Origin of the sequence: Legionella bozemanae, from assembly GCF_900450575.1 — a bacterium.
GTDB lineage: Bacteria > Pseudomonadota > Gammaproteobacteria > Legionellales > Legionellaceae > Legionella > Legionella bozemanae.
The window spans coordinates 1,074,694-1,100,664 of the sequence record NZ_UGGY01000001.1; the positions used below are offsets into that span (position 1 = coordinate 1,074,694).

A 25,971-nucleotide genomic window follows, 5' to 3' on the forward strand; every position below is an offset into this window, starting at 1 on the left:
ACTCCTAATGAGTTGGTTGAGCTGAATGACAATGGTTATTTTCGATACATCTTGACGCATGAGGCAAATCCTTTTGAATTTTATTATTCTTTCAGTAATATTAGCATTGATTGGTTAGGATAAGAATTTAAAAATAAAGATCAAAGAATTGATTTTTGAAATACATTGAAAGATTTATAGAGTCCCGGGCGCACATCATAGCGAAACCCGGGAGCTGTTTGGAATTTATTCTTATCAGAAGAGTCCTAGACCGCAAGTATCCTCAGAGCCGTCACTTCGAAAAACTTCTTGAGTGAGTTCCCTTTTTCTGTTGTTATAATTTTTACTGAACTCTGTCTTCAATCCAAGAGCATTTTTCTCTGTGTTAAAATATGACTCAACTGCAAAATACTGTTCCAGAAAAGCATTGATGTATGCCTTGAGTTTGTTCAAAATACCAGGAGCAGCCATTAATGTGGGCTCGTAACTATAGATTGCTGAGCGACAATCATTAGCAAAATCTCGAACGCGGCGTTGAAATTGAAGCAGGGGGATCCCCTCTTTAAAATCGTTATCAAACTGTCTTTTGGTTTCATTTAATTGGGCTTTTAGTTGTTGCACTGCATTAAGGATGTCTGGATGAAGAGGTTCCTCTCGATTCTTAGCTAATCTTTCTACATTGGCTAATTCATCAATTAACTTTCGAACTGTATTGTAAATTCGCGGGTTGTTTGTCGCTATCTCATCGAGTGCAGTGTTCGCTTTGTCATAGTATTTTTTAAAAAAATTAAACCCCATTTTAGTCACCCTCTAAATCTTATTTCTTTTTTATTTTCCGCAAATCGCAGAAATCTAGCTTATTTTATCCAAATAGACTATAAAATGATAGAGGAAGTCAAAATAAAATCACGAATTGATTAATATATTATCGTTTTGGTTTAAAATTGAAAAATAATATCTGCTATAAGTTCAGGACTATCCATATGTACGTGAGTACCTCGAGAAACTAAAGCTTCAGAGGGCTTACTTCTGCAGAAAACCTTGGGTTCCGCAGGCTACATTTATAGATTATAATCTCGTAGCCTGGCTTTTGAGACGAAGAATTTCATCACAAATTTGTTGGATACTCATTTCTTCGGTATTAACACACAAATCACAGTGATCCTGAAAATCAAATCGTTTTAACCAATGAAGTGCTGATCCTTTTAATCGATCGCCTCGAGCTTCCTCTCTTTGATTAATTACGTCTGCAGACGCATAAAGATAAACAAATAAAATTCCATATTGTTCCAATGTCTCTTTGTAACTTTTAAATTCATCCATGGTGGTAATGAAAGAATCAACGATAATATTGAACCCTTGATCCGCGATAAGTTTCAGGACACTTGGTATAGTTAAGTAGAGTTTTGAACATAATGCGCCCGGTATGATTTCATAAGTCCCATCAGGATATTTTTGTGCGTAGCAAATGTCATTAGGAATACATACTTTGGGATTATCAGGATGCAATCCCCCAAATTGGTCACCCAGCATACCCAAATACCCATCCGTACTAAAATTAAGCCAGCCGTTATCAAGCAAGTTTTGCAATTCTTGGCAAAGAGTTGATTTTCCTGAAGACGAAGTTCCACAAACTATAATAATCATTTTTTACCTTGAAGTAATGAACGATGTAGGGTCTGACCCTGCATTAGGGCTATACGAGAATTTTGTGAAAATCTTGCTTGAACTGCAACTTATTTTTTCCTGTTCCGAGTAGAAACGATAAGGTGGTTTTAATTAATGATCAAATAATGCTAAAGTACGTCATATTATTTATTTAATCAACAGAGGAACGAGTGGTGTTGCTGTTAGAAAAATATTTGCATGAAGGCATCAATTTTAAAAGAGCCGAAGAAACATTAGATGTAGGAATAAAGTTGATGAAGCAAACAAATGAAGAGAACGGTGATTCTACTCTAGTACAACAATCAAAAGAAAAAGTTAAGGAAATCATTTCCGAGTACAATAAAATTTATACTTCATCTTCATTATGGGCTATCAAGCAAACCAAATTAATGCAGGAGTTAAGGCAAAAGATGGCTGTAGAACAGCCAAAATCTGATGAGCCTGGAATGTCTAATGGCATGAATTTGAAGATATGATAAAAACAGCTGGAGATTACGTAGAATAAAAGGAGAAAGTATGGCGCATCATAATTCAATTCGTCCTGAAGATATATTGCCTGATGGAGTTGATAGCACATCCATCAATGGCAAAATAGTAAGAAAAGGCACAATTGCTGCTTTTTTAGCAAATGTTGAGGTTTTTGAAAAACAAGACGGTACAGAACAGCAAAAGCAAGAAGCAATGAAGGCAATGAAAGAGTTAGCGCCAGAAGTGATTGCAGTCGGTTTGCATCGGTATGTTGTATTTAAAAATAGAGAAATTGAGCAAATTCTTATAGATGCTGAATAAATAACTAAGGGTATGTTGAGCAATCATGCGTAGCCAACCTCCCGGAACGTAGACAGTGAGATGAATTGTTAACCCCTATAGACTTAATAGAAAGAACGATGTGATGCGTCTATAGCCGAGTAATATCACCTATACTATGTATTGAATTGATCATTATCATTTAATTTTATGAACCCACCAAATTATCAAAGCCTGAGCTGGGCCCATCCGCTCGTACAGCATTGGTTTATCCAAAAAGTAGGCCAACCCACTGAACCCCAAGAGCAAGGGTGGCCATTTATTTTAGCAGGTAATGATACGCTTATTTCTTCACCAACAGGTTCAGGGAAAACTCTGGCTGCATTTTTAGCGTGCTTGGATGGGTTGGTGCGCAAAGCCGTATCCGGAAACTTACAGGATATGACTGAGGTTTTGTATGTTTCACCGCTCAAAGCACTCAGTAATGATGTGCAAAAAAACTTACTCATGCCACTGGAGGAAATTACGACGTTAGCCAGGGCGCGCGGTATACATTTGCCAGAAATTCGGGTGGCAGTGCGAACTGGAGATACACCCACCGGCGAGCGCCGAAAAATGCTTAAACAGCCGCCGCATATTTTAATTACAACACCTGAATCCTTTTATATTTTATTAACCGCTGAGAAAAGTCGCATCAATTTGGCAAATATCCATACAGTGATCGTTGATGAAATTCATGCTTTAGCAAACAATAAACGAGGGACGCATTTAGCTTTATCTCTTGAGCGTTTGGAAGCCCTTACTTTAAAACCATTTATTCGCATTGGATTATCAGCAACCCAAAAACCTTTGGAAAAAGTGGCACATTTCTTAACAGGAGCTAAAAAAACAAAAATAAAATTGGTCAATATAGGACATGCACGCCAACTTGATTTGCAGGTTGTAGTGCCAGATAGCGAGCTAGCAGCTGTTGCTTCCAATGAAATGTGGGATGAAATTTATGAAAAAATTGCTGCTTATGCTCAGGAAAATCGTTCTACCTTGGTATTTGTTAATACACGAAAATTAGCAGAACGGGTTGCCCATCATTTAGAACAGCGTTTAGGCGAACACAAGGTCTTAGCTCATCATGGAAGTTTATCGCGAAAACTAAGGCTTGCAGCAGAAACAAAATTAAAAAGAGGTGAGCTGCAAGTATTAGTTGCCACCGCATCTTTAGAGTTAGGAATTGATATAGGAAGTATTGATCTGGTTTGTCAAATCGGATCGCCGCGTGCCATTGCTACAGCATTGCAGCGCATTGGTCGAGCAGGACACTGGCATGCTGCAATTTCTAAAGGACGCATTTTTGCGACCACACGCGATGAGTTGTTAGAGTGTGCCGCATTGGTTTATGCAATACGTGAAGGGGATTTGGATCAGTTAATTATTCCCAAAGAGCCCCTGGATATTCTGGCACAACAAATTGTGGCTGCGTGTGCTACTCAGGATTGGGAAGAGGACACGCTCTTTCATTATTTTAAAAACGCGTATCCCTATCAGCATTTAACGAGGGAAAAGTTTGACGAAATTCTTATGATGTTATCAGAAGGAATTGCCAGTTCGCGAGGACGTTATGGGGCGTATATTCATAGAGATCAGGTAAATCATATCATAAAAGCGCGACGTGGCAGCCGTCTTGCCGCAATTACAAGTGGAGGAGCAATCCCAGACAATGGATTGTTTGCGGTGATTGCAATGCCTGACAATGCGCTGGTAGGTACTTTGGATGAGGATTTTGCAGTAGAAAGTAATCGCGGCGACATTTTTTTATTAGGGACAAACTCTTGGAAAATACTGCGCATTGAAAATGGGCGCGTGCTTGTAGAAGACGCACATGGTGCGCCGCCTAGCGTACCTTTTTGGTTAGGGGAAGCGCCTGCGCGAAGCATTGAGTTATCATTACAGGTTTCGCAGATGCGCGAAAAAATAGACAAATTGTTGCCAGAAAAAAGTCCACAAATTGTTGATATAAAACATTACCCCGAAATTAAGGCAGCCATTGACTGGTTGATGAATCATTGCGGCCTGGATCATTCTGCTGCAGAGCAGTTACTGGAGTATGTCCGTTTGGGTCGACAAATTCTGGGGGCGGTTCCTACACAAAAAACAGTGATTGCTGAACGTTTCTTTGATGAAAGCGGTGGCATGCAATTGATAATCCATGCACCTTTTGGTGCTCGTATTAATAAGGCTTGGGGATTGGCTTTACGCAAGAAATTTTGCCGATCATTTAATTTTGAATTACAAGCTGCAGCTACTGATAACGGGTTAAATATTGCTTTGGCAGAGCAACATAGTTTTCCTTTATCTGATGTGTTTCATTTTTTGCATACAAACACGTTAAAAGAGGTTCTGATCCAAGCCGTATTGCAATCTCCCTTATTAGGGGTGCGATTTCGCGCAGTGGCCGCACGATCCTTGTCATTATTACGTTTTCGTGGCGGCAAAAAAACGCCTCCAAACATTCAACGTATGCTTGCAGATGATTTATTGGCTGCTGTTTTTCCAGATGCGGCAGCTTGCCAGGATAATTTGGGTGGACGTGATGTCATATTGCCCGAGCATCCGCTTATCGAAGAGACAATGAAAGATATTCTCACTGAAGCTTTAGACATCGATGGCTTCGCGGAAGTGATCCATGCTATTGAATCCAAGCACATTACGTGTCTGGCAGTAGATACTCCAGTTCCTTCCGTATTTTCCCATGAAATTTTAAATGCCAACCCCTATGCATTTTTGGACGATGCTCCTTTGGAAGAACGGCGATCGCGAGCAGTTGAAATGCGGCGCGTACTCCCTGAGGCTCTGTTGGAAGAAGTGGGGAAACTGGATCCCAAAGCAGTGACTGAGGTTCAAGAACAAGCCTGGCCAGATATTCGTTCTGCAGATGAGTTACATGACGTCTTACACACCGTGATTGTTTTTCCAGAAACAGTTCAATTGTCAGAGTATCAAGCTACTTTGCCTGCGTGGAAACACTATTTTATTGAATTACAGCAAGAAGGGCGAGCGGCATTAGCTACGGTTGCAGGCAAGAATTATTATGTAGCTGCAGAGAAAAAGAAGACTTTTCACAGTATTTTTCCGCAAGCACTATTTGTTAATGAAATGATTAATGTTGAGGAAGGACCAAGCTCACAAGATGAGGCCATTCTCAACACTTTACGTGGTTGGTTTTTGCATACGGGCCCAGTCACCCAAAAGGTACTAACTGAATGTTTGCAACTTCCTTCGCTGGATGTGGAACATGCTTTATTAAAATTGGAAGCCAGTGGCTATCTATTGCGCGGAAATTTCCGGACAGAGTATATTGGTGAAACCGAGTGGTGTGAACGTCGTTTATTAGCACGTATTCATCGTTACACTACAGAATCTTTGCGCAAACAAATCAAACCCGTGACTCGTGCACAATTTATGGCCTGGCTACTCAAGTGGCAACATGTAGCAAAAGGAAATCAGATGCGCGGCGAGAGCGGGTTGTTAGAGGTAATCAAGCAACTGCAAGGTTTTGAACTCGCTGCAAATGCATGGGAGTCTGATATTTTTCCTGCGCGTGTACACGATTATGATCTGTTGATGCTCGATAAACTGTGTATGAGCGGTCTTGTGGGCTGGGGACGCGTATCGCCTCATCCTGCTGTAGTTGTAAGCGAAGAAGCGAAAAAATCAAGACGTCTATCACCAACTCGAAATGCGCCGATTACCTTTTTTGTCCGCGAAGAATCCGATTGGATCCCACCGCATGCACTAGTGGATAATATCGAAGAAGTGAATAGTTTGAGCTATCCTGCACGTAATATTTATCAATTTTTACAAAAATACGGCGCTTCATTTTATGCAGACATTGTCCGTGGTACAGGAAATTTAAAAGTTGAAGTGGAAAATGGTTTATGGGAATTGGTTGCAGCGGGTATGGTCACCGCAGATAGTTTTGATAATGTACGCACCCTGATGAGTACAAAACGTAAATATCACGGTCGACATTGGCGCAGACCTCTGTTTCCACTCAGTACAGGTCGTTGGTCTTTATTGCATGTACATGCGCAAGCTGATCATGAAAAAAGGGTAGAAGCCGCATGTTGGATGTTGCTGAAACGCTACGGTGTTGTATTTCGTGATTTACTCGCGCGTGAAAAAAATATTCCACGTTGGCGAGATTTGCTGATTTTCTTACGACGTCTTGAATTACGTGGTGAAGTGCGTGGCGGTCGTTTTGTTGATGGATTTTTAGGCGAACAATTTGCATTACCTTATGCTGTGGATTCGTTACGAGCTATGCGAAATGAGGAGCTTGATGAGGTGCCACAAACCATTTCATCTGTGGATCCTTTGAACTTAATAGGAATTGTATTGCCTGGCGAGAGAGTTTCTGCTGCGATAAAATCGGAGATACAGCTAATTGGAGGGCAAGTTGCTTCACACCTGTAGGGAGTGCTCAGTTGATATGTAATAACCTTGCCTACGTCCCGCGGCGTGTCCGCGGGCTCCAGCTTCAGCGGCCATTCAAGGGATATTGTGTTGATGTTGCATGAAGATCGGATCTGGATTCCGCGCATAAAGCGCGGAACGTAGGCTTTTTGATTTTCGGAATGTAGCTATCCTTATGTGTTTTCTATTTTATTCCAGTAATGTAGCCTGGGTGCAGCGAAGCAAAACCCAGGTTGAGAAGTTTTATTTAAATATAGAAATTCCAGGTTCCGCTGCGCTGCACCCAGGCTATATTACTTTTCTACATGTCATGATTAAATTTCATAACTTTGTAAGAATTTGACGCCCTTATGTAAAAGTTCGGCTTTGATCTTTTTAAAATCATCTTCATTTAAAGGTCTGGTTGCATCTTCAATTAAATAGCATGTGAAACCTTCCTGAAGCGCATCTTTTATCGTGAAGTAAACACAAATATCAGCACATAAACCACAAAAATAGAGCTCTGTAATCCCTTTTTCCTGGAGATAACCACTTAAACCAATATTTCTTTTATGGCCATTATCATAAAAACCGCTGTAACTGTCGATTTCAGGGTTCATGGCTTTTCTAAAAATAGCAGCTACAGGCCTTGTTTCAAGGGTGGGATAAAATTCTGCACCCAAGGTTCCTTGGACACAATGATCAGGCCATAATATTTGCTCTATTCCGTGTAACATCATTTTTTCAAAAGGCTTTTTTCCAGGATGATTGGAAGCAAAACTTTTATGATTTTGCGGATGCCAATCCTGAGTAGCAACAATCAAATCGAACTTAGGCAGCAGCTGATTAATTATCGGAACAATAGAGTCCCCTTGCGGAACTGCTAGAGAACCACCTGGCATAAAATCATTTTGTACATCCAGAATAATTAAGGTTTTCATTCGTATGTTATTTTTTATATTTTTTAATGAGTTCATTCCGTTTTATTTTAAGCTGCTGGCTTAATCCTACCTGATAGGAGCTTGGTTTTTCAAATCTTTTATACTCTTCAGGTAGCTGGCCTAACCGCTTTTTACTGTATTCCGCAATTTGCTCCAGTGTTTTCAATGGCATTAATCGCTTGCCGTTTTCCATGACTTTTTGCAATAAAGGCTCTTGCTGATCATGATCAAGAGACAATAATTTTTCTGTTTCAAAAGGAGCATACACTCCATCTAAATTCGTCTCATTCATTAAGCCAACCACATCAACCCCTAAAAAAGTGTTTTCATGTAATAACCTGAAAACCTGTTTTTTATAAGGCAAGGTGATTTTAGTTTTTGACTCCGAAAGTTTAAGCCGGGGTTTTTCATTCGCAAAAGCCAGTTTATATACACCGTCCAAAGCAGCATCTGGAGCGCCAACAACTAAATTTGTACCCACCCCAAAAATATCAATAGGTGTTTTCTGGTCACGAAGGGTTTTTATTCTCGTTTCATCCAATTGATTGGAGGCTACAATTTTTACATAATGTAAGCCTGCTTCATCCAACATTTGGCGTGTTCTTTTTGCCAAATCTTCCAAATCACCACTGTCTAAGCGAATGGCTTGCAATCGATGGCCGCGTTGTTCCATTTCTTTGCCCACACGAATTGCATTGGGTACACCACTTTCCAAAGTGCTGTACGTATCAACCAGAAGGGTACAATTAGCAGGCCAGACTTCAGCAAAATCACGAAATGCAGCTAACTCGCTATCGTAACTTTGGATAAATGAATGCGCCATGGTTCCGGAGATAGGGATATTATAATCACGTCCTGCGCATACATTGCTTGTTGCATCAAACCCGCCAATAATTGCGGCACGACTAGCATAGTAGCCTCCAGGACCTTGAGCTCTGCGCAAACCAAAATCAACGAGCCGACAATCGCCTGCAACATAGCGAATACGGCTTGCTTTTGTCGCAATCAGCGTTTGAAAATTAAGTAAATTCAAAAGAATTGTTTCGATGAGCTGTGCTTCAATCATATTGGCTTCAACGGTGACTACGGGGGAAGTGGGGAAAACTAAATCTCCTTCAGATGGCGCATAAACAGTTCCATTAAAGCGAAAGTTCTTCAGATAATCGAGAAAGTCAGGATGCATTCCTTTACTTTGTAAAAAATGAAGGTCCCGTTCGTTGAAATGATAGTTTTCTAATATTTCCAACAAGTCTGCTAAGCCAGCAAAAACTGCATATCCTGAACCGAATGGAAGTTTTCTGAAAAAATAATCAAAAACAGCGGTATTATTTTTGTTCCCTTTCAAAAAATAAACTTGTGCCATGGTGAGTTGATATTGATCAGTATAACTTCCAGTAAAATCAAACATTTGGGTAATTATCCTTGTTTTGCGGCAATAAAAATCCAGGTAGTGGTAAAAGCTCGTTATATTGCCATAATAATTGGTGAAATACACTTCCAGGGAGTATTAACAAGAATAATGTAGCAAGCGGTTTGTTACTCTAGATTTAAAATAATTATTTTGTTATATATTTAGAAAAAATGTCGATAATTTGCATTGATTGTTGACTGAAATTTGTCATGTTCCGATTTTCTGCGGTTTATTTTTTTGCAATTGCTTTTTTACCTTGAGTTGAGGTTTCTTAATAACTACTCAATAAGACATGGAGTGAAGAGGATGAAAGTCTATGAGTTAAAAAAACATGTTGATGAACTATTTAAAAGCAAGATGGATCCATTAGAAAAACCGAGAGAAATCATCGATTTCATCTCAAAATTAGTTGCGATACTTGAACCGCTTGAGGATGAACGTGAATGTTATCCTGAAATGATGCCTCCTGTTAAAGAGCTTATTGAGCAATTTTGGCATTGGATTGTATGTAATGTACCGCATGATCAATGGAGAGGGGGTATTTATGTCACTCCTTGGCTTTCGTTACAACAGCTTTTAGTTGAAAAGGGTTTATTAGCTGCTGATTTTCATCATCCTATTCTGTATGAAGTACTTAAAAATCAGTTCAATCACTTGGCAGGAAACTGTTTGAAAATAGCGGAACTCATGCCGTTACTTATTCGTGCCAGTCGAATGCTTGGTTATATGGAGCCCGCGGAGAAGGGTTATCCTTTTGAAAAATTGCATGCAGGAGTCGCTGCTCAAAAACCACAAGAGCTTGCAAAAATAAAAGATATCATGTTTTTGCTGAGAGCATCTCTTTATTTACTTTATAGATATTGCACTGTGGAGCAATTAGCATTAATGCCTTTTTTGATTTATTTTAGAGATGTTACTACAGAGGAAGAGCGGCGTTCTGAATGCGCGATTTTTAATTATTTAACCCAAAACTCAGCAGATTGTATCGAATTTTTTAATACTTATGATGACTACATCGATACCCGCTCAATTGCGCTTATTGATGCATTGCGACATGTATCTGCTTGGATGCCTACCAAGCGCTCAGATTTTCTAAGTGCTACGAACCGAAGTCGTTGGATTTACCCTTTTATTCAGCAAGCAAGGCTTGCTCAAATTGATACAGGGGATAATTTAAATGCTGGAGATGGTTTAATAAATAGTACACTTCATTTGTTAGAGCAGGATTTTGCAACTCGAAAAGATCAATCATTTGCTGGTGCTTTGAATTTTACCACTGCAGTCAAAAGACAAATGCGAGTCCTGACAAATCAAGAGGTAAAACTTGTTCATTCAGCAGTTTGTTTATTTGGTTTCAACCAATATATAAAACATCGTGAAGAAGATCCGCGCGGTGACAAACATTCTTTTTTATCGTTCTCTGGAGAGACAAAATGCCATGCCGCTGAAAAAAGAAAGTTGGCCATTCTTGGCAGGCCTACTAGGTTTAGCTTCTTTGAAACCTTGGCTATAAAGCAAGGACGTTTGAAAAAATTGGTTGATTTTCTTGAGGAGACACCAGAAACGGATTCACAAGATTATGCTTTGTTGATGACTTAACTAATAGGTCACTCATGCCTTTTATTTCTATCAGTAATTAACACTGGTTATTCTGCGGGTGGTAAAAGAACATTCATGGGGGCAGCCATAATCCAAGACAACTCCCTAAGGATATATTTAGTTTCACTGAAACTCGCACCGCTTTACATGCCGCGGTTGAAAAAGCAGTTAACCAAAAAGGGGGTCAATACAAAATTATAAACCTCATTGTCCAATCCCAGGAGTATTAAAAACAACTCTGGAATCTCCACAATGTATTGTAGATTTTATTAAAGCAGAACGCCTTATAATAAAGGCAAAAATGACTCATAATGAAGAAGTTATTGATTTAGTTAAAAAACATGAAAGTAGAGAGTCTTATAAAAAAATTTACCAATCGGTAAAAATGATGGTGATGAGCTCCAGAAAGCATACAATTTACTCCAGGACTACAGTACTGTTTTATATAAAAATTTTTCCATTTGAAATTTGCTTTTCCATAGCGTGTAACATATATTTATTATTAGCTTCTGTACCTTAAAATCATTTTTTAAGTTATTTAGAAAAGGAGTTCTTATGCGCGTCATTAATAAGCTTTCACTAGCAACAGTGTTAGGTGTTTTGGCGATTTCACCTAGTGTTTACTCTGCAGAAATCCCTGACATTTCCGGCTCATATAAATGTTCCTATCACGATCCCTTTACTACCCCTAATGATGGAACCGAAACTGTAGTGTTCAAAAAAAATGGAGATGTTTATAAAATTTCAGGAATTCCTACAGGAAGCGTATTTCCATATTATATTGGTAAAGGCATATTTAATAAAAATGTCGGGAATGCGATTGGCTATATCTTTTGGCAACCCAAATCTCCATCTGTAACAACGATTCAATTGTTCACTATCAAACCTGATGGTTCTTTGGATGGTGTTTTTGCAGAAAGCAATAAGGATAAAGGTGGTACTGAAACATGTACTAAAGCAGCGCAACAATAATAGAGCGTTATTCACATAAGATGATTATGAGAAAAGGAATTTTATTATGAAAACTGTGATTCAAAGTGTTTATTTAGTTGCTGCATTATCTCTGCCTACTTTAACGGCCTATGCAGACACCAGTACAGGCAATACCAATACTTCAAATTCGACAACGAATACTGATGCTGCATCAAGCAATACCAGTACCTCGACAAGCAAAGCGGGAGCCTCTTCTTTTTTAGGTGATTATCAATGCCAACGTGTTGATGCCTCAAATAATACAGCCTCTTATCCTCTTACAGTATCAAAATCAGGGGATACTTATACCTTACAATGGGAAAATAGTAATGGGGATCCTGTTCTTTACGGCACAGGAGTGATGCATCCTAATATGACTAATGTTGTAGCGACCTCATTTTGGGATCCAAGAAAGCCGGATACAATTGGTATTCAAATGATTGAAATTAAGCCAGATGGCTCATTACAATCCAATTGGGTTGTCCAAACAGACAATCAAGTTGGATCAGAGACATGTACTCGAAGCAAGTAGTTGAATCTTTTCATAATCAGCAAAATAAAAGGGGTTACCATTAGTAATCCCTTTTATTTTGTTGATAAAAGGGCACTCATTGCATATGCAGCAATTGAAGAACAGGGCTTATAATCTATTTCTCATTTTATAATAGAGAATGGCAAGGGGTTCTTTGAGAAAATAACGTGACAGATATTTGTTCTTTGTCCAACATGTGCTTTTTACTGCGGGTGAGCTAATCACTTTAATCCCCAATCTTTGCGCGACTAGAATGGCTCTGGGTGCATGAAAAGGTTCGGTTACCAATATAATGGATTTAAATTTATTCGTTTGCAATATCTTTTTGGAAAAAAGAAAATTTTCATAAGTAGAAGTTGAGGCTGGTTCAAGCAGGATGTCTTTGGCAGGGACACCTAAAGAGAGCGCAATTTTTTTCATGGTGTGTGCTTCATTTGCCCCGTCTTCGATGTCAGTACCACCAGTAAAAAGAAGTTTAGGGGCATAGTTCGCTTTATATAAATCCACTGCATGTTTTACACGAGCTACGAGGCACAGATTGTATGAGTTATTGCGATAAGCTTTTGCTCCGAGTACCAAAATAACCTCTGCGTGTTTTTTTTCATCGTTTTCCGCATTTTTTATAATATAAAGAGCAAGAAAAGAATAAACAATAATGAATGTGAGTAAGACAAAAATACCTATTTGCATGAGAAATTTCATGAAGCACTCTAAATACATAATTAAATAATGGGGTTGGTCTCTGATCGAAGAGCAATTTTATCATCATTGTATGGAGGCTGAATCGAAAGAACAAGCTAAAAACTATGGCTTAACTATGTAAATGGGTTAGGGTACCTAATTGCATGATATAAAATCAAAATACTCCTTCGCACTTTCTGCCTGAGAGAGCCTCACAAAATTTTAACCAGGAAAATAAGTATTCTACAGTCTACAGTGCTGTCTAAAAGGCGGTCATCCCTGCGCAGGGATGACCACTTTTGGCATAACTGAAATCTTACTACCTTTTTATAATCAGTAGTGTTGGTGGTATCGTGGGTATGGGGTGTTGTTTTCTACTACAACACTCGGTGGTGGTGTCCATCGATAAACATTTTTCCATCTTGAGTGATGATGGTGGCGATGGAACTTGAATCGTGGATAATCATGATGTGAATGATAATAAGCGAAGGCTGTCGTAGTGGAAAATAACGTAACTGTGCTTAATATCCCACACAGTAATAATTTTTTAATCATTTTGTATTCCCCTCTTAGATTGTTATTGAAGCCTAGTCTAAATAACAAATGTAACAGGGATATAACAAGGTACACTGTAATTGTAACAAAGTTGTTACAAAGGGAGTGTAACTATAGTGTAGTCTGATGCAGCGTAGCGGTACTCAGGAAATATACATAAGCATCTCTCATTTTCATTTCTGCACCAGGTACGTTTTTAAGGATAAGCGATTCGTTTTTTTTCTTCTTCTCCTTCTTCTTCCTCTTCTTCTTTGTCATTATTAGCACTAGTTACTACTTCATATAAATCGACAGTCTCCTCAGGAACATTGGGAGTTATACAATTCGCGATCCCTTTTGCTAATAAAAAAGCAGCACAGGGACTAAAACACGCTGTAACGCATAGAGTGACGGGCAAGGTTGCAAGATAGGTTATTGTTGTTGAATACGGTACACCACTTGCACGTAATATATAATAGATACCAAGATGTACGCCGCTACCTAAGGCCATCATTGTTAGGCTTGTACATTTTTTAAAACAACAGTCCACTTCAATACGGGAAGAGCGGTATTTAACTTCTTCTTTACGTTCTTTCACATTGGCCCAATAAATGTGTTCATGTTGCTTCACTAATTCCTGTACAGGAGGATTGATATACTCATTTTCTATTTGGGGAGGTAACTTTTTATTCCCATATAAAGTAAAAAAAAGATGAGGGTTTGTTTTCTTGATTACTTCTGCTGTCAGAGTGATTAACTTGGGGATTTGTTTTGGTTGAGCTTTATTTTCAAACATTTATCGTACCTTATCCTTAACTGAAAAAAATTTCATTATATATTAATAAGCTACTGTGTCATTATTTTGTTCAAAATTTAAAAAGAAAATTATATAAAAATATGATGTTCGAATGTGTCATTAGTTATATGATTGGATTAAATTACGAAAATGGTTCAAGATTGGGGAGAAAAATGAGGGATTTTTTTCATGGTATGAGTTATATGTTACGTGGAATTCGTCATCTTTTTACTCGAGGATTGAAACGTTTTGTTCTATTGCCTTTAGCGATTAATTTTATAATGTTTGCGGGCTTGTTTTACCTGATTTATCATTATTTGTTGCCCTATGCTTATCACTACATTGATAAACTTCCTTCTTGGTTAAGCTTTCTCAGCACTGTTTTTTTTATTATTTTTATCCTGAGTTTTTTCTTAATGTTTTTATCACTTTTTACGGTGTTTTTTAATTTAATCGCAGCGCCTCTAAATGGGCTTTTAGCTGAGAAAACACAAAATATATTTTTTGGAAGTGCTATTCCATCTTTACCATTTCATAAAATCGTATTTCGTAGTATAAAACGTCAAGTTGAGTTTCTTAGCTATTTTTTACCTCGTTTTTTAGTGATAGGAGTTTTATTTTTTATACCTTTTCTACAGCCTATTTATCCTTTTTTATGGTTTCTTTTTAATGCATGGATATTGAGTATTCAATATCAAGATTTCGCTATGGATAATAATCTTATTAGCTTCAAAGAAACACGTAAAAAAGTCGCCGGCAGCAAAATGTGTTCACTTGGATTAGGTTTTTCTATAAATCTGGTCAGCTTTATACCCATCTTAAATATATTGACCCTGCCTGCAGCGGTTATAGGAGGTACTATGCTTTACTGTGATCTCAATAAACACTTACTTAAACCCCTTAAACGCATAAATTAGGGGCAATAAACATGAAGGGCATCCGTTTTTTGATAAGAAACTTTGAGAAATAAAGGATAAATAACTGACGACACCTCTGTTTAACAGATCCTGGGGAATATAAAGAACACTCGTGTGGACAAGCGGCCTACAGAGGGTACCAGGTGTGATATAGTTAAATCTGGGGCCCTCTGTGCTGTAATGCTGCAAGCCAAGAATTAATAGGCTTGAACTACGATTTTTCCTACTGCTTTTCCTGACTCAAGTAACGCATGGGCTTTCTCGATGTTCTCGAAGTAAAAAAGATGAGGGTCAATGAGTGGATTTAAATGGCCATCTTCTACCATGCTTGCGATTTCTTTTAAAATTTTGCCATGTCGTTCGCGTTGTACATTATGTAATAATGGCAATAACATAAAAACAGCATGGAGACTGGCCGATTTGCTATGTAAAGGTGAAAGATCATGCTGGGATGCTGCCTGAATGCTGATTACGTTTCCATACATGGCAACTGCAGTCAATGATTTATCAAGATTTTCTCCGCCAATTGTATCAAATACCACATCAAATCCCGCACCATTGGTAAAGCGACTTACATAATCGTGGACTGAATCAATCCGGTAATTGATTGCTTCTTTGGCTCCGAGCGATTTTGCTATCTCTGCTTTATCTAAAGAAGATACAGTGGTGTATACGTCTGCACCAGCCCATTTTGCCAGCTGAATTGCAATATGTCCAACCCCGCCTGTACCTGCATGAATTAGCACTTTTTGTCCAGATTTAATTTTAATCTTTTCAAATAATGCCTCCCAGGCAGTGATTGACACCAGAGGTAATGCAGCAGCCTCAACCATACTCAGTTTCTTTGGTTTTTTTGCAATGAGCCTGGCATCAGCAAGCATAAATTCAGCTAAAGCCCCGCTTTCATTGAGAAAGCCGCCTGCACATCCATAAACCTCATCGCCGGCTGTAAACTCAACAACTCCTTCACCCACTTCTTCAACGATACCTGCTACGTCACCATGCAAGACTGCTGGGAATTGAGGTGAAACCTGACCGTATTTACCCGAGCGAACTTTACAGTCAACAGGATTAACACTCGTGGCAATAACGCGAATGAGCACATAGCCTGGTTTAATTTTTGGTTTGGGGAGTTCAATTGTTTCAAAAACTGAAGAATCACCAAAAGATGATATAGCTTGTGCTTTCATAGCGTCCTCCTAACTTGATGCACCAGACGTTTTATTAAAAATTGTGAAGAGAATAGATTCATCTTCATGCAATGCAGAAATAACATTCTAAAAAAATCGCAGAACATTTTCCAGCAACTGTTGATTATCTAATTGATCTTTCAAGTGAATAATCCGTTTTTCCCAATTCTATTGTTCAATCCCATTTAAGTTTGTGTAATAAATAATCTGGGATAATTGGCGCGCTGAACATTAGAGTAATTGTGCTTCATTACACTATAGTATCCATTACACATCAAGTTTATGATTAATGAAATATAAAAAGGATGAAAACCATGTGGCAGACACGATTGACTGAAAAAATTGGTTTAAAATTCCCAATTATACAGGCTCCTATGGCAGGTGGCGCTGCTACTCCTGAGTTAGTTGCTGCGGTAAGTAATTCAGGTGGTTTAGGCTCACTAGGTGCTGGATATATGACTCCTACTGAGATAAGACATGCTCTAAAAACGATTCGTAAATTAACGAATAAACCTTTTGCAGTTAATCTTTTTATTCCAGAGGAACATTATGCCACGGCAGCACAAATTCAAAAATCCTGTGCTGATATTAAACAGTCCTGCCATGAATTAAATATAGAGATTAAGTCAGTTGCAAAACCTTACGCACAATCTTTTGAAGAACAAATAAAGGTACTTCTTGAAGAAAAAATTCCTGTTTTTAGTTATGCATTTGGTTTGTTGGATTCTGCATGGATATCAAAACTAAAAAAAAATCACACCATTTTAATCGGCACAGCGACAACCTTAGCCGAAGCACGGGTATTAGAAGAAAGTGGTATTGATGCAATTGTTGCTCAAGGAAGTGAAGCAGGGGGCCATAGAGGGACTTTTATAGGTAAAGCGGAGGATGGATTGATTGGGTTGTTTAGCCTAATCCCTCAATTCGTAGATCAAATCAAAATTCCTATTATTGCGGCGGGGGGAATTATGGATGGAAGAGGAATCGTTGCCGCAACGCATTTAGGTGCTGAAGGCATACAAATGGGAACTGCGTTTCTCAGTTGTTTTGAATCCGGCATTCCAGATGTCTATAAACACGCTTTACTGACACAGCAACAAGATAATACGGTGCTTACACGCGCTTTTTCCGGGAAATTAGCCCGAGGAGTACGCAATCAATTTATTGAGCGCATGGAGCTAAGAAAAATCAATATTCTTGATTATCCCATTCAAAATGCCCTGACAAGCATGATGCGAAAAAAGGCCAAGGAACAAAACAATATTGATTTTATGTCAATGTGGGCGGGGCAATCCGCACCATTATGCAGAAATACAAGTGCAAATGAATTAATAAGAGCTTTAGTACTTGAAGCAGAGGCTTTGAATAAAGGAATATCTGATTAATTTTTCTCATTATGATTAATGATGGCTTTTGGGATCTTTTGATAATAGAAAGTAGAGCTCCCAGCACACTGTCCTGGGAGCTCTATAGAAACTTTAGAGATGATAACTGTTAGTAGACTCAATCTTAATTTAAAATCACCATTAAATACCTCAACGAGGAGCAGTTTGTAAGAAAGGCCGAGTTAAGGATACATATTCATTCTGTTTCCATTGGTTTCTTCGATCATTTTGACATCTTCCTCAAAATCCATAGACAATTCTTCTTTTGTTTCATCCTGCAACGCTTGAGCAAAAAAACCTCTCCCTGACTGAGTGACGGAAACCGATCTTTGATTTTCTAGGGGTATTGAAGGTGAAGTAAAAGAAGATTGTGTTTCTGGGATACTTTGCTTTCTTTGTAAAAATTTTATTTGGTCTTCCAAATGCAGGATTATTTGATGGTCACTTTGTTGTGGAGCTTTGATCATTTGCAGTGTTTTAATGGCTTGTCTATAAGTTGCAACAGTTTCTGGTATTAATTTGTTTTGAATATGAGATTTAGCCAGTGCTAAAAGCTGCATTGCCATATTACGACAAACACCATCGCTCGGTGTTGCATTGATTACAATGGGGTTAAATAAAGGTTTCTCTGCAGATAGAGACAGTTGGCTTAACATGCCCTCTATACTGAGATCAATTTGTTGAATTTCACTAATTGATATGGCTTCAAATTGTGCGAAAAGAGCTTGTTCCTGTTGTCGTGTAACTTGTCCTTCACCAAGTAAAAGCTCATGGTTTGTAAATTTGGATGATTCGATATATGAATTTGTTGAAAGTTTTCGTTCATAATGCTCATGAAATTTCTTGAAATTAGCTATTGGATCACCTATTTTTTGTTCTGCACCAGTTTTGTTTTTAATCAAACCAAATGCTTTTATGGCATTTGACATGGCTTCATCTCCTGCAGGCTGGTTAAGCGATTCATAACACGCATCCGCTAAGTCAATATATAGTTCCGTTAATTTTCTATAACACTCATCATTTAATTCAGTTTGCAGGAGTTGTTGTATCGCATCCAGATAACATTGAGCTGCTTTTATGTATTCCGTTTTATTAAAATAAAAAGTCGCCAGATCATAATAGGCATTGGTAAGAGCATGAAAGTCAGCAGGTGTTTTATTGATGATTTGTAAAAATGAATTGATTCCTTGCGTGTATTCTTCGATTATTATTTTTTTTGCAGCATGTTTACGTTCTAGATATTTAGCATTTGTAATTTTTGATTTGGCATGTTTTCGATATTCTTCATCCATAATTTAAGCTCTCCATTATTTCATCAATTGACTTCACAATCACAGTATCATCAACAGATATAAAAAAACAACGAGAACCGTTTGTATTTGAAAATGAGGGTATGTGAATGAATTTAGGGTGTTGTCAAAGGAATTCCCGAGCTCCTGTGCGGGCTCGGGTTTATGATTTTGTAGGAGATTTTCTATTACTCTACAGTGATTAAGGTTGATAATTCGCGCAGAGCAATAAAGAAAATTGTATAATCAATACTTGAACTACCAAGCAGCATTTCCAGCAATTTTTCCCATCGTTGGTGGATAAAAGGGTTTTTTGCGAACCAATAGGCAATGAGCTCATCCGAGTTAAGCGCTTTTTGATTATTCATTAAAATGACAATAGTCAGACGGCGTTGTAAGTTATCGAGTTCATCACGTAAAGATAAGCGTGCCAGACTATTCCAATGGCCTTCACGAGAATCATTACCAATTTGATCGCGGAACCAGACCAGACTAAATTTGCTGCCTACTTTAAAATAAACTTCAGCGGTCTTCCCTAAGTCAAATTTATTTTGTGTTGCAACCTCTACTACATTTAATACAGTATACATAGCACGAGTAGCGGCGATTTTTCTCGCAGCTTCTTCGGGTAAACCAATATCTACAAATTGAATAACAATTTTATCAAGATATTCTTTAGTGACACCTGCCATTAAATCAGGAATTGATTTTTCAAGTTTCGCTATAGATTGACTGTAATGGGCAATATTATTCGTAATTTCTCCAGCAAGACGTTTATGGTGTAAAAACCATCGGGTTGCTAAATTCATTAATTGTCTGACGTGGTGAAGTAACTCATATTGAGTGTGTACGGTCACTTTGTAATTAAGCGAATCAATCAATCGATGTAAATCGTCTACGCGATAGGCTTTCGCTGCAATAATATAAGCACGAGCAATATCTGCTATCGTTTGTCCAGTTTCCATTTGCAGACGGTACATGAAGGTAATACCCATACTATTAACAATCTGATTACTGAGTTGCGTTGCGATAATCTCACGTCGCAAACGATGTGTTTGCATGGATTTGGCATACAACTTGATTAACGTTGCAGGAAATCCTGTCTCAAGTATGGTTGCAAAATAGGGATCATCAGGTAAGTCAGATTTTAATAATTCACCCGTAATATAAATTTTTGTATAGGCCATAATAATGGACAATTCTGGACGTGTTAGTGCTTGGCCTGCGGCTTTACGTTCCAGAAGATGTTTCTCATCAGGAAGGTATTCAACGCCTCTATCTAAATGCACTAATCCTTCCAGCTCTTTAATATATGCCTGATATAGACCGCTATAAGCCAAGGCGTTTGTAGCTGAAAAACTCAAAACCAATGCTTGATTGTAGTTATCGTTTAAAACGAGCTGAGCCACCTCTTCAGTCATTTTCGTGAGCAACTGATTGCGCTTTTTCTCCGTAAGCTTTCCTTGGAGCATTTCCTTATTCAGCAGAATTTTGATGTTCACTTCATGGTCAGAACAATTTACCCCTGCTGAGTTATCAATTGAATCAGTATTAATCAAACCACCTTGCAGTGCAAACTCCACTCTTCCAAGTTGAGTAAAACCGAGATTACCTCCTTCACCCACAATTTTGCAACGTAATTCATTACCATTCACACGACAAAACTCATTGGTTTTGTCGCCAACATCAGCATGTGATTGAGTTGATGCTTTCACATAGGTACCAATACCGCCATTAAATAACAAATCAACTGGTGCTTTTAAAATTTCCCGGATCAGTTCATTAGGTGTTAATGAATCGGCTGTAATCGAAAGTGCTTTTTTCACTTCAGGGGTGATAGTAATGGATTTGCTTGAACGTGAGTAAACTCCTCCACCTTTGGAAATTAAGCGAGGATTGAAGTCTTCCCACGATGAGGTAGGTAAATTAAATAAGCGCTGACGTTCTGCAAAGGTTTTGGGGCCATTAGGATTAGGATCAAGAAATATATGGCGATGATCAAATGCTGCAAGCAAAAGAGAATGACTGGTATAGATCAGCCCATTGCCGAATACATCCCCACTCATGTCGCCAATACCTACAACCGTAAAATCCTGCTCTTCGATATTAATATCCAATTCGCGGAAATGTCGTTTCACTGATTCCCATGCGCCGCGAGCAGTAATTCCCATTTTTTTATGATCATAACCTGCAGAGCCCCCAGAAGCAAAAGCGTCCCCAAGCCAGAAGTTGTATTCTTTAGCAATACCATTTGCAATATCAGAAAAAGTTGCTGTTCCTTTGTCTGCTGCGACAACAAGATAAGGATCTGCCTCGTCATAACATACGGTATTTTTGGGTGAAATAACCCGATCATCTATAAGATTATCGGTTAAATCAAGTAATCCTCGTATAAATGATTGATAACAGTAAATGACTTCTTGTTTTATCTGTTCGCGATCGAGCATATGGATTGCTTTTTTTAAAATAAACCCTCCTTTAGCTCCAGAAGGTACGATCACAGAGTTTTTTACTTTTTGGGCTTTCATCAAACCGAGAACTTCAGTACGAAAATCCTCTGGACGATCAGACCAGCGAAGACCCCCACGCGCTACTTTAGCACTGCGTAAATGTATTCCTTCAAATCGTGTTGAATAAACAAAAATTTCGTACATAGGTTGTCCGGGAGGTAAATCGGGCACTTTGGCCGAGTTGAGTTTAAATGACAAATAGTCTTTAGGCTGGCCATCGGAACCTACCTGAAAATAGTTGGTACGAAGTGTCGCTTTGATTAAAGACCAGAAAAAACGGATGATGTAGTCTTCATCTAGACTGGTAATGGCATCAATATCGCTGCGAATTTCTTTTTCCAGTTCGGCCTTTTTATTTTTATTTGCGGTGTTTTGTTTCAGACCAAATTTTAAATAAAAAAGTTGAATTAATTTTTTGGTAATTGCAGCATATGTGGCAATGGTTTTTTCAATGTATTGTTGACTAAAGCGAAATCCAATTTGTTGCATGTATTTGGCGTAAGCGCGAATAATAACAATCTCTCGCCATGACAATCCTGCTCCTAAAACCAGTTTATTAAAGCCATCATTTTCACAAATTCCAACACTTATTTTTATCAGGGCCTCATTAAAGATATTTTTTACCTGCTCGAGGGTCAGTAGGTTGGAATGGGCATAGGTAACATTAAAATCACTGATCCAAACAAATTGATTGGGTGCAATAGCAATTTTATATGGTCTTTCCGTATAAGTCCTTAAACCCATATTTTCAATCATAGGTAGGATATCGGAGAGAGGAATCGGTCTGCCATATCGATACAATTTAATATGTAATGGATATTCACCCCGTGGTGATTCAAAAAAAACAATCGTTAATGGGTCTTGTAGGGATAGTTTATCAATTTGCAAGAGATCCGCTATTGCTTCCTCAACAGTATGTTGTTCACAATAACTCATTGATAATGACGGGAGGTATTTTTCGGCAAATTTTTTTCCTTTTTTACGACCTAATTGTTTTATTAATTCTTGATCCAACTGATCTTTCCATGAGTTTTCCATTTTTCAGTCTCACAAAGGTTCAGTGTTACTATTCAATAAGTATAGGTCATGAAATGAATTGCATGGAATAGAAGATATCCAATTAATATATGTATAAATTATGTTTAATTTGTTAATAATATGTTAATTTTGAATTGTTATAATTCATGCATGGATGTTTTATTTTAAGATCTATTTTAAAAGTGAATTTGGGAAGGCAGCAAAGAAAATGAATTTTTATAACAATCTGGAATCTTTTATTTTTGCCTATGAGTTAGGTTCCTTTTCTAAAGCGGCTAAAAGGCTAAATATAACACAAGCTGCAGTCTCACTTCACATTAAGAACTTAGAAATTTATCTGGGGGAAACGCTCTTCGAGCGAAATGCCAAATGTATTTTACCCACTCAGGCTGCTAAAAAGCTTTTTACTTTAGTTTCAGAACCTTTCGATAAAATCAGAGGGGTAATAGATAATTTCTCGAAATATACCAATTCAATGAGTGGGGAGATACATATAAGCTGTATTAACGAATTCGCTGAAAATCTATTAATAAACTCAATTGGCGTATGCCTTGAGCATGGAATTAAATTAAAAGTTAATTACATTCCTAAAGATTCAACGATTATTGATGATTTACAAAATAATACCATTGATTTTGGTATTACCTCGGTCAAATATGACAATCCTAATCTTGAGTTTATTAAATTATTTGATGATGAGCTTGTGTTTATAGGAACCGAGCGTTGGGAGAAGTACTTAGATAAAACGAGTGAATCTGCTTTTAACAAAAGCCTTAAATCCATGCGATGGCTTGCTTATGAGGATACCATGCCTTTTCTTAAAAGGTATGCTGAACTTGCATTGGATATATCTCCTAATTCCATCGAACCCGCTCTTACATTTGTTGATGTAATGGGATTGATTCGGTCGGTAAGAAATGGTTATGGAGTAGCATGTTTGCCAAAATCTTATTTATTACCTTATTTAGAAGATAACTCAGTCGTTCAACTGCATCATCCACAAACAGCTCCTCGATATACACTTTATTTAGTGTACAGAGCTAAAAGTTTGTTGCATAAGCGTATGAGTTTTTTTAAAGATATTGCTGTTAAATCAGGTCCGAGCCCAAGTCAGATCGTTGTTTGATATGTTGATTTTTTTGTTTTTTATAATTTACAAAATAAATGACAAAATGCTCCAATACTGATACTGAAGAAAATAATTCACTCATTCTCCAGAAAATTTTGTAAATTACCTATGATGTTCATAAGTATTTGATTGAATTGCTCGACTTTGTTGGGAGCAATATTGACAGTAGCAATATCATCCATGGTGTTTGCACGTTCCTCCAGCTTTCGACATGCTTCTTTCGCTTTTTCAGTAAGGTAAAAATTGAACACTCGCCTATCTTCTTTATTCCGTACACGAGTAATCAAATCATCTCGTTCCATCCTATCTAAAATACGAACTACACTGGGTTGTTTTAAGCCTGCACTTCTTGCAAGTTCAATTTGATTTTGTCCATCTTGGTCCCAAAGCCGAACAAGAAAAACAGTTTGTGCGTAAGTTACACCGAGTTCATCAAGATTTTTATTCGCAACTTGCTCAAAAAGTCGAGCGGCTTTTTTGATCAAAATCCCTGTATGTTCATCAATTTTAAATGGCATATAAAGTGCACCTCAAAATAATGCTTGACTATTAAATAGCTGGCTATGTATTATTTTTTTATAAAGTATCGAATTTTAAACTCAGCCGAATCGCGGGAGCAAAATTAGGGGAGATTATATCGCTCTTACTCTTATTGCTCTAGCTCTGTTAGTTATTTGATACATTTAAAAATTAAATTCAACATGTTTTTAACGAGTAAGGATGCATTGTTATGACATTAAAATTAACGAGTTCAATTGATAACTTAAACAATCAATTCATATCTGCTGTAAAAAATCACTTGCATCATTTAAAGCGATTTTCTGAGCCTGCTTTAGAATGGTTGATGATAGAGCATTATCAGTTTTCTTTAAAGAATACTCGATTCCTGTCGACGGCGGCAAACACCACAAGGCTTTTTAAAGAACAAGGTGTTTTCCAAGAGTTACAACGTAATTTTGATGAAGAAAAAAATCATGCAGCCATCTATAAAAAATCATTGTCAGAAATAGGAACTGATGTGGATAAACGTCTTGAGTTTCGTCCCACAACTGAATTTTTTGATGCCATTTCAAATCTCATTGCTACATGCCCATCAAGTACCTTAGGCGCTGTGTATGCAACAGAAACCGCGGCAATATTTGAGCATGAAGTATTCCTTGATATTTCTCATGAAGTAGTTCAACGCAGAGCGATGCAATGGGAAAAATCAAGATTGAAAGCGTTCCACGATATGCATTTGAATGGTGTCGAGCAAGGACATAAAGATGGGCTTGGAATGTTTGTCGATCGCGCGCAAGAAGATAATTATTCTTCATCAGAAGACATGAACTGCGAACAATTCATTCGAAAAAATAATGTACTATCAGGAGCAAAACAAGCGATCGATGCGATGGTTGTTTGGTGGAATGCATTACTTAAGCAAGCAGAACGTATATGACCACTAAAATACCAGCCAGCGGAAAAGTTCAGATTATTTGTGGTAAAGAGCAATTGAACTTGCTTGATAAAGTAAGTGCTTTGCGGAAACGTGTTTGGCCGGATTTTTTGCGTTTAGCTGATGAAATTGTTTTTAAGATGTATGAGTTATATCCTGATTTTCAGATCAGTTTACTTGATGGTAATAATGAGCTAATTGGAATAGCTAATTCTATTCCCTTGATTTGGAAAAAACCACTTTTTGCGCTTTCTGATGAAGGTGTGAGTTGGGTAGTTAATACAGGTCTTTATGAGAAGTATCCCATTGAATCAACTAATCTATTATGTGCCATATCGATCACCGTATCTGATACACATCGTAATAAGGGGCTGAGCAAAATGCTGCTCCAGTATTTAAAAAATAGTGCATGGAAGAGAAATTTTATTTCTTTAGTTATACCTGTAAGACCCAGCCTAAAAAGCATATATCCCTTAATCCCCATAGATGAGTATGTTATGTGGCAAAATAAGGATGGATTAATTTTTGATCCCTGGATAAAAACTCACCTTAATCTAGGGGCGCGAATTGTGAAGATTTGCCATCGCTCCGCCTGTGTCACTGCTTCAAGTTCGCAATGGGAAGAGTGGGCAGGAATGCATTTTCCTGGCGACGGCGATTATGTAGTAAAAGACGCTTTAGCCCCAGTAAAATTTGTTAATGACATAGGAACTTATGTTGAACCCAATCTCTGGGTTTATTATCCAAACGATTAAAACAAATTAAGGTC

21 protein-coding genes are annotated in these 25,971 nt (G+C 37.9%); 11 read left to right on the forward strand and 10 right to left on the reverse strand.

The window, feature by feature from the left end:
• Positions 1-234: 234 nt before the first annotated feature.
• Together DY223_RS04555 and DY223_RS04560 are read right to left on the reverse strand one after the other, a co-directional pair.
• Positions 235-777 (reverse strand): hypothetical protein, encoded by a 543-nt coding sequence (locus DY223_RS04555; RefSeq protein WP_058460298.1) that lies wholly within the window; start codon positions 775-777, stop codon positions 235-237.
• Between the two features lie 270 nt (positions 778-1,047).
• On the reverse strand, positions 1,048-1,626 hold the full coding sequence (locus DY223_RS04560) for a phosphotransferase-like protein (protein ID WP_058460299.1): 579 nt from the start codon (positions 1,624-1,626) through the stop codon (positions 1,048-1,050).
• Between the two features lie 194 nt (positions 1,627-1,820).
• Here DY223_RS04560 and DY223_RS04565 point away from each other — a divergent pair, with 194 nt between their 5' ends.
• The 3 genes from DY223_RS04565 to DY223_RS04575 all read left to right on the forward strand — a co-directional run bounded on the left by DY223_RS04565 (position 1,821) and on the right by DY223_RS04575 (position 6,864).
• Positions 1,821-2,123, forward strand: coding sequence for a hypothetical protein (locus DY223_RS04565; protein ID WP_058460300.1), 303 nt, complete (start codon positions 1,821-1,823; stop codon positions 2,121-2,123).
• A 40-nt stretch (positions 2,124-2,163) separates the two neighbouring features.
• Positions 2,164-2,436 carry a hypothetical protein gene (locus tag DY223_RS04570; RefSeq protein ID WP_058460301.1) on the forward strand — a complete coding sequence of 91 codons (273 nt, stop codon included), beginning with the start codon at positions 2,164-2,166 and terminating at the stop codon, positions 2,434-2,436.
• Positions 2,437-2,604: 168 nt separating this feature from the next.
• Entirely contained in the window at positions 2,605-6,864 is a 4,260-nt protein-coding gene (locus DY223_RS04575; RefSeq protein WP_058460302.1) for a DEAD/DEAH box helicase, read from the forward strand.
• A gap of 314 nt (positions 6,865-7,178) precedes the next feature.
• Here DY223_RS04575 and pncA read toward each other — a convergent pair whose 3' ends face one another.
• Both pncA and DY223_RS04585 read right to left on the reverse strand, forming a co-directional pair.
• Positions 7,179-7,784 carry a bifunctional nicotinamidase/pyrazinamidase gene (pncA, locus tag DY223_RS04580; RefSeq protein WP_058460562.1) on the reverse strand — a complete coding sequence of 202 codons (606 nt, stop codon included), beginning with the start codon at positions 7,782-7,784 and terminating at the stop codon, positions 7,179-7,181.
• A 7-nt stretch (positions 7,785-7,791) separates the two neighbouring features.
• Positions 7,792-9,192 (reverse strand): nicotinate phosphoribosyltransferase, encoded by a 1,401-nt coding sequence (locus DY223_RS04585; protein WP_058460303.1) that lies wholly within the window; start codon positions 9,190-9,192, stop codon positions 7,792-7,794.
• A 309-nt stretch (positions 9,193-9,501) separates the two neighbouring features.
• Between DY223_RS04585 and DY223_RS04590 the strand changes: the two genes are divergently transcribed.
• The 3 genes from DY223_RS04590 to DY223_RS04605 all read left to right on the forward strand — a co-directional run bounded on the left by DY223_RS04590 (position 9,502) and on the right by DY223_RS04605 (position 12,298).
• Entirely contained in the window at positions 9,502-10,794 is a 1,293-nt protein-coding gene (locus DY223_RS04590) for a hypothetical protein (protein WP_058460304.1), read from the forward strand.
• Between the two features lie 555 nt (positions 10,795-11,349).
• Positions 11,350-11,766: a hypothetical protein gene (locus DY223_RS04600; protein ID WP_058460306.1), complete on the forward strand. Its 417-nt coding sequence runs from the start codon at positions 11,350-11,352 to the stop codon at positions 11,764-11,766.
• Positions 11,767-11,812: 46 nt separating this feature from the next.
• Complete coding sequence (locus tag DY223_RS04605) at positions 11,813-12,298, forward strand: hypothetical protein (RefSeq protein ID WP_058460307.1); 486 nt, start codon at positions 11,813-11,815, stop codon at positions 12,296-12,298.
• Between the two features lie 108 nt (positions 12,299-12,406).
• Here the strand turns inward: DY223_RS04605 and DY223_RS04610 are convergent, their stop codons facing one another.
• Entirely contained in the window at positions 12,407-13,000 is a 594-nt protein-coding gene (locus DY223_RS04610) for a YdcF family protein (RefSeq protein ID WP_058460308.1), read from the reverse strand.
• 730 nt (positions 13,001-13,730) lie between these two features.
• Entirely contained in the window at positions 13,731-14,309 is a 579-nt protein-coding gene (locus DY223_RS04620) for a hypothetical protein (protein WP_064115052.1), read from the reverse strand.
• Between the two features lie 173 nt (positions 14,310-14,482).
• Between DY223_RS04620 and cysZ the strand changes: the two genes are divergently transcribed.
• Complete coding sequence (gene cysZ, locus DY223_RS04625) at positions 14,483-15,226, forward strand: sulfate transporter CysZ (RefSeq protein ID WP_058460309.1); 744 nt, start codon at positions 14,483-14,485, stop codon at positions 15,224-15,226.
• A 197-nt stretch (positions 15,227-15,423) separates the two neighbouring features.
• On the opposite strand, the gene DY223_RS04630 is transcribed toward cysZ, so the two are convergent.
• Complete coding sequence (locus DY223_RS04630) at positions 15,424-16,416, reverse strand: zinc-dependent alcohol dehydrogenase family protein (RefSeq protein ID WP_058460310.1); 993 nt, start codon at positions 16,414-16,416, stop codon at positions 15,424-15,426.
• A gap of 314 nt (positions 16,417-16,730) precedes the next feature.
• Between DY223_RS04630 and DY223_RS04635 the strand changes: the two genes are divergently transcribed.
• Complete coding sequence (locus DY223_RS04635) at positions 16,731-17,801, forward strand: NAD(P)H-dependent flavin oxidoreductase (protein WP_058460311.1); 1,071 nt, start codon at positions 16,731-16,733, stop codon at positions 17,799-17,801.
• Positions 17,802-17,983: 182 nt separating this feature from the next.
• Here the strand turns inward: DY223_RS04635 and DY223_RS04640 are convergent, their stop codons facing one another.
• On the reverse strand, positions 17,984-19,093 hold the full coding sequence (locus DY223_RS04640) for a tetratricopeptide repeat protein (RefSeq protein ID WP_058460312.1): 1,110 nt from the start codon (positions 19,091-19,093) through the stop codon (positions 17,984-17,986).
• 185 nt (positions 19,094-19,278) lie between these two features.
• Positions 19,279-22,638, reverse strand: a complete 3,360-nt coding sequence (locus tag DY223_RS04645) for an NAD-glutamate dehydrogenase (RefSeq protein WP_058460313.1) — start codon at positions 22,636-22,638, stop codon at positions 19,279-19,281.
• 208 nt (positions 22,639-22,846) lie between these two features.
• Here DY223_RS04645 and DY223_RS04650 point away from each other — a divergent pair, with 208 nt between their 5' ends.
• Positions 22,847-23,764, forward strand: coding sequence for a LysR family transcriptional regulator (locus DY223_RS04650; RefSeq protein WP_160116274.1), 918 nt, complete (start codon positions 22,847-22,849; stop codon positions 23,762-23,764).
• A gap of 77 nt (positions 23,765-23,841) precedes the next feature.
• Here DY223_RS04650 and DY223_RS04655 read toward each other — a convergent pair whose 3' ends face one another.
• Positions 23,842-24,285, reverse strand: coding sequence for a MarR family winged helix-turn-helix transcriptional regulator (locus DY223_RS04655; RefSeq protein WP_058460315.1), 444 nt, complete (start codon positions 24,283-24,285; stop codon positions 23,842-23,844).
• 212 nt (positions 24,286-24,497) lie between these two features.
• On the opposite strand from DY223_RS04655, the gene DY223_RS04660 reads away from it, so the two are divergent.
• Together DY223_RS04660 and DY223_RS04665 are read left to right on the forward strand one after the other, a co-directional pair.
• Positions 24,498-25,205: a DUF3865 domain-containing protein gene (locus tag DY223_RS04660; protein ID WP_058460316.1), complete on the forward strand. Its 708-nt coding sequence runs from the start codon at positions 24,498-24,500 to the stop codon at positions 25,203-25,205.
• A complete protein-coding gene (locus DY223_RS04665; RefSeq protein ID WP_058460317.1) occupies positions 25,202-25,957 on the forward strand; it encodes a hypothetical protein in 756 nt (251 codons plus the stop codon). Before DY223_RS04660 ends, DY223_RS04665 begins: the two co-directional genes overlap by 4 nt.
• Positions 25,958-25,971: the final 14 nt, after the last annotated feature.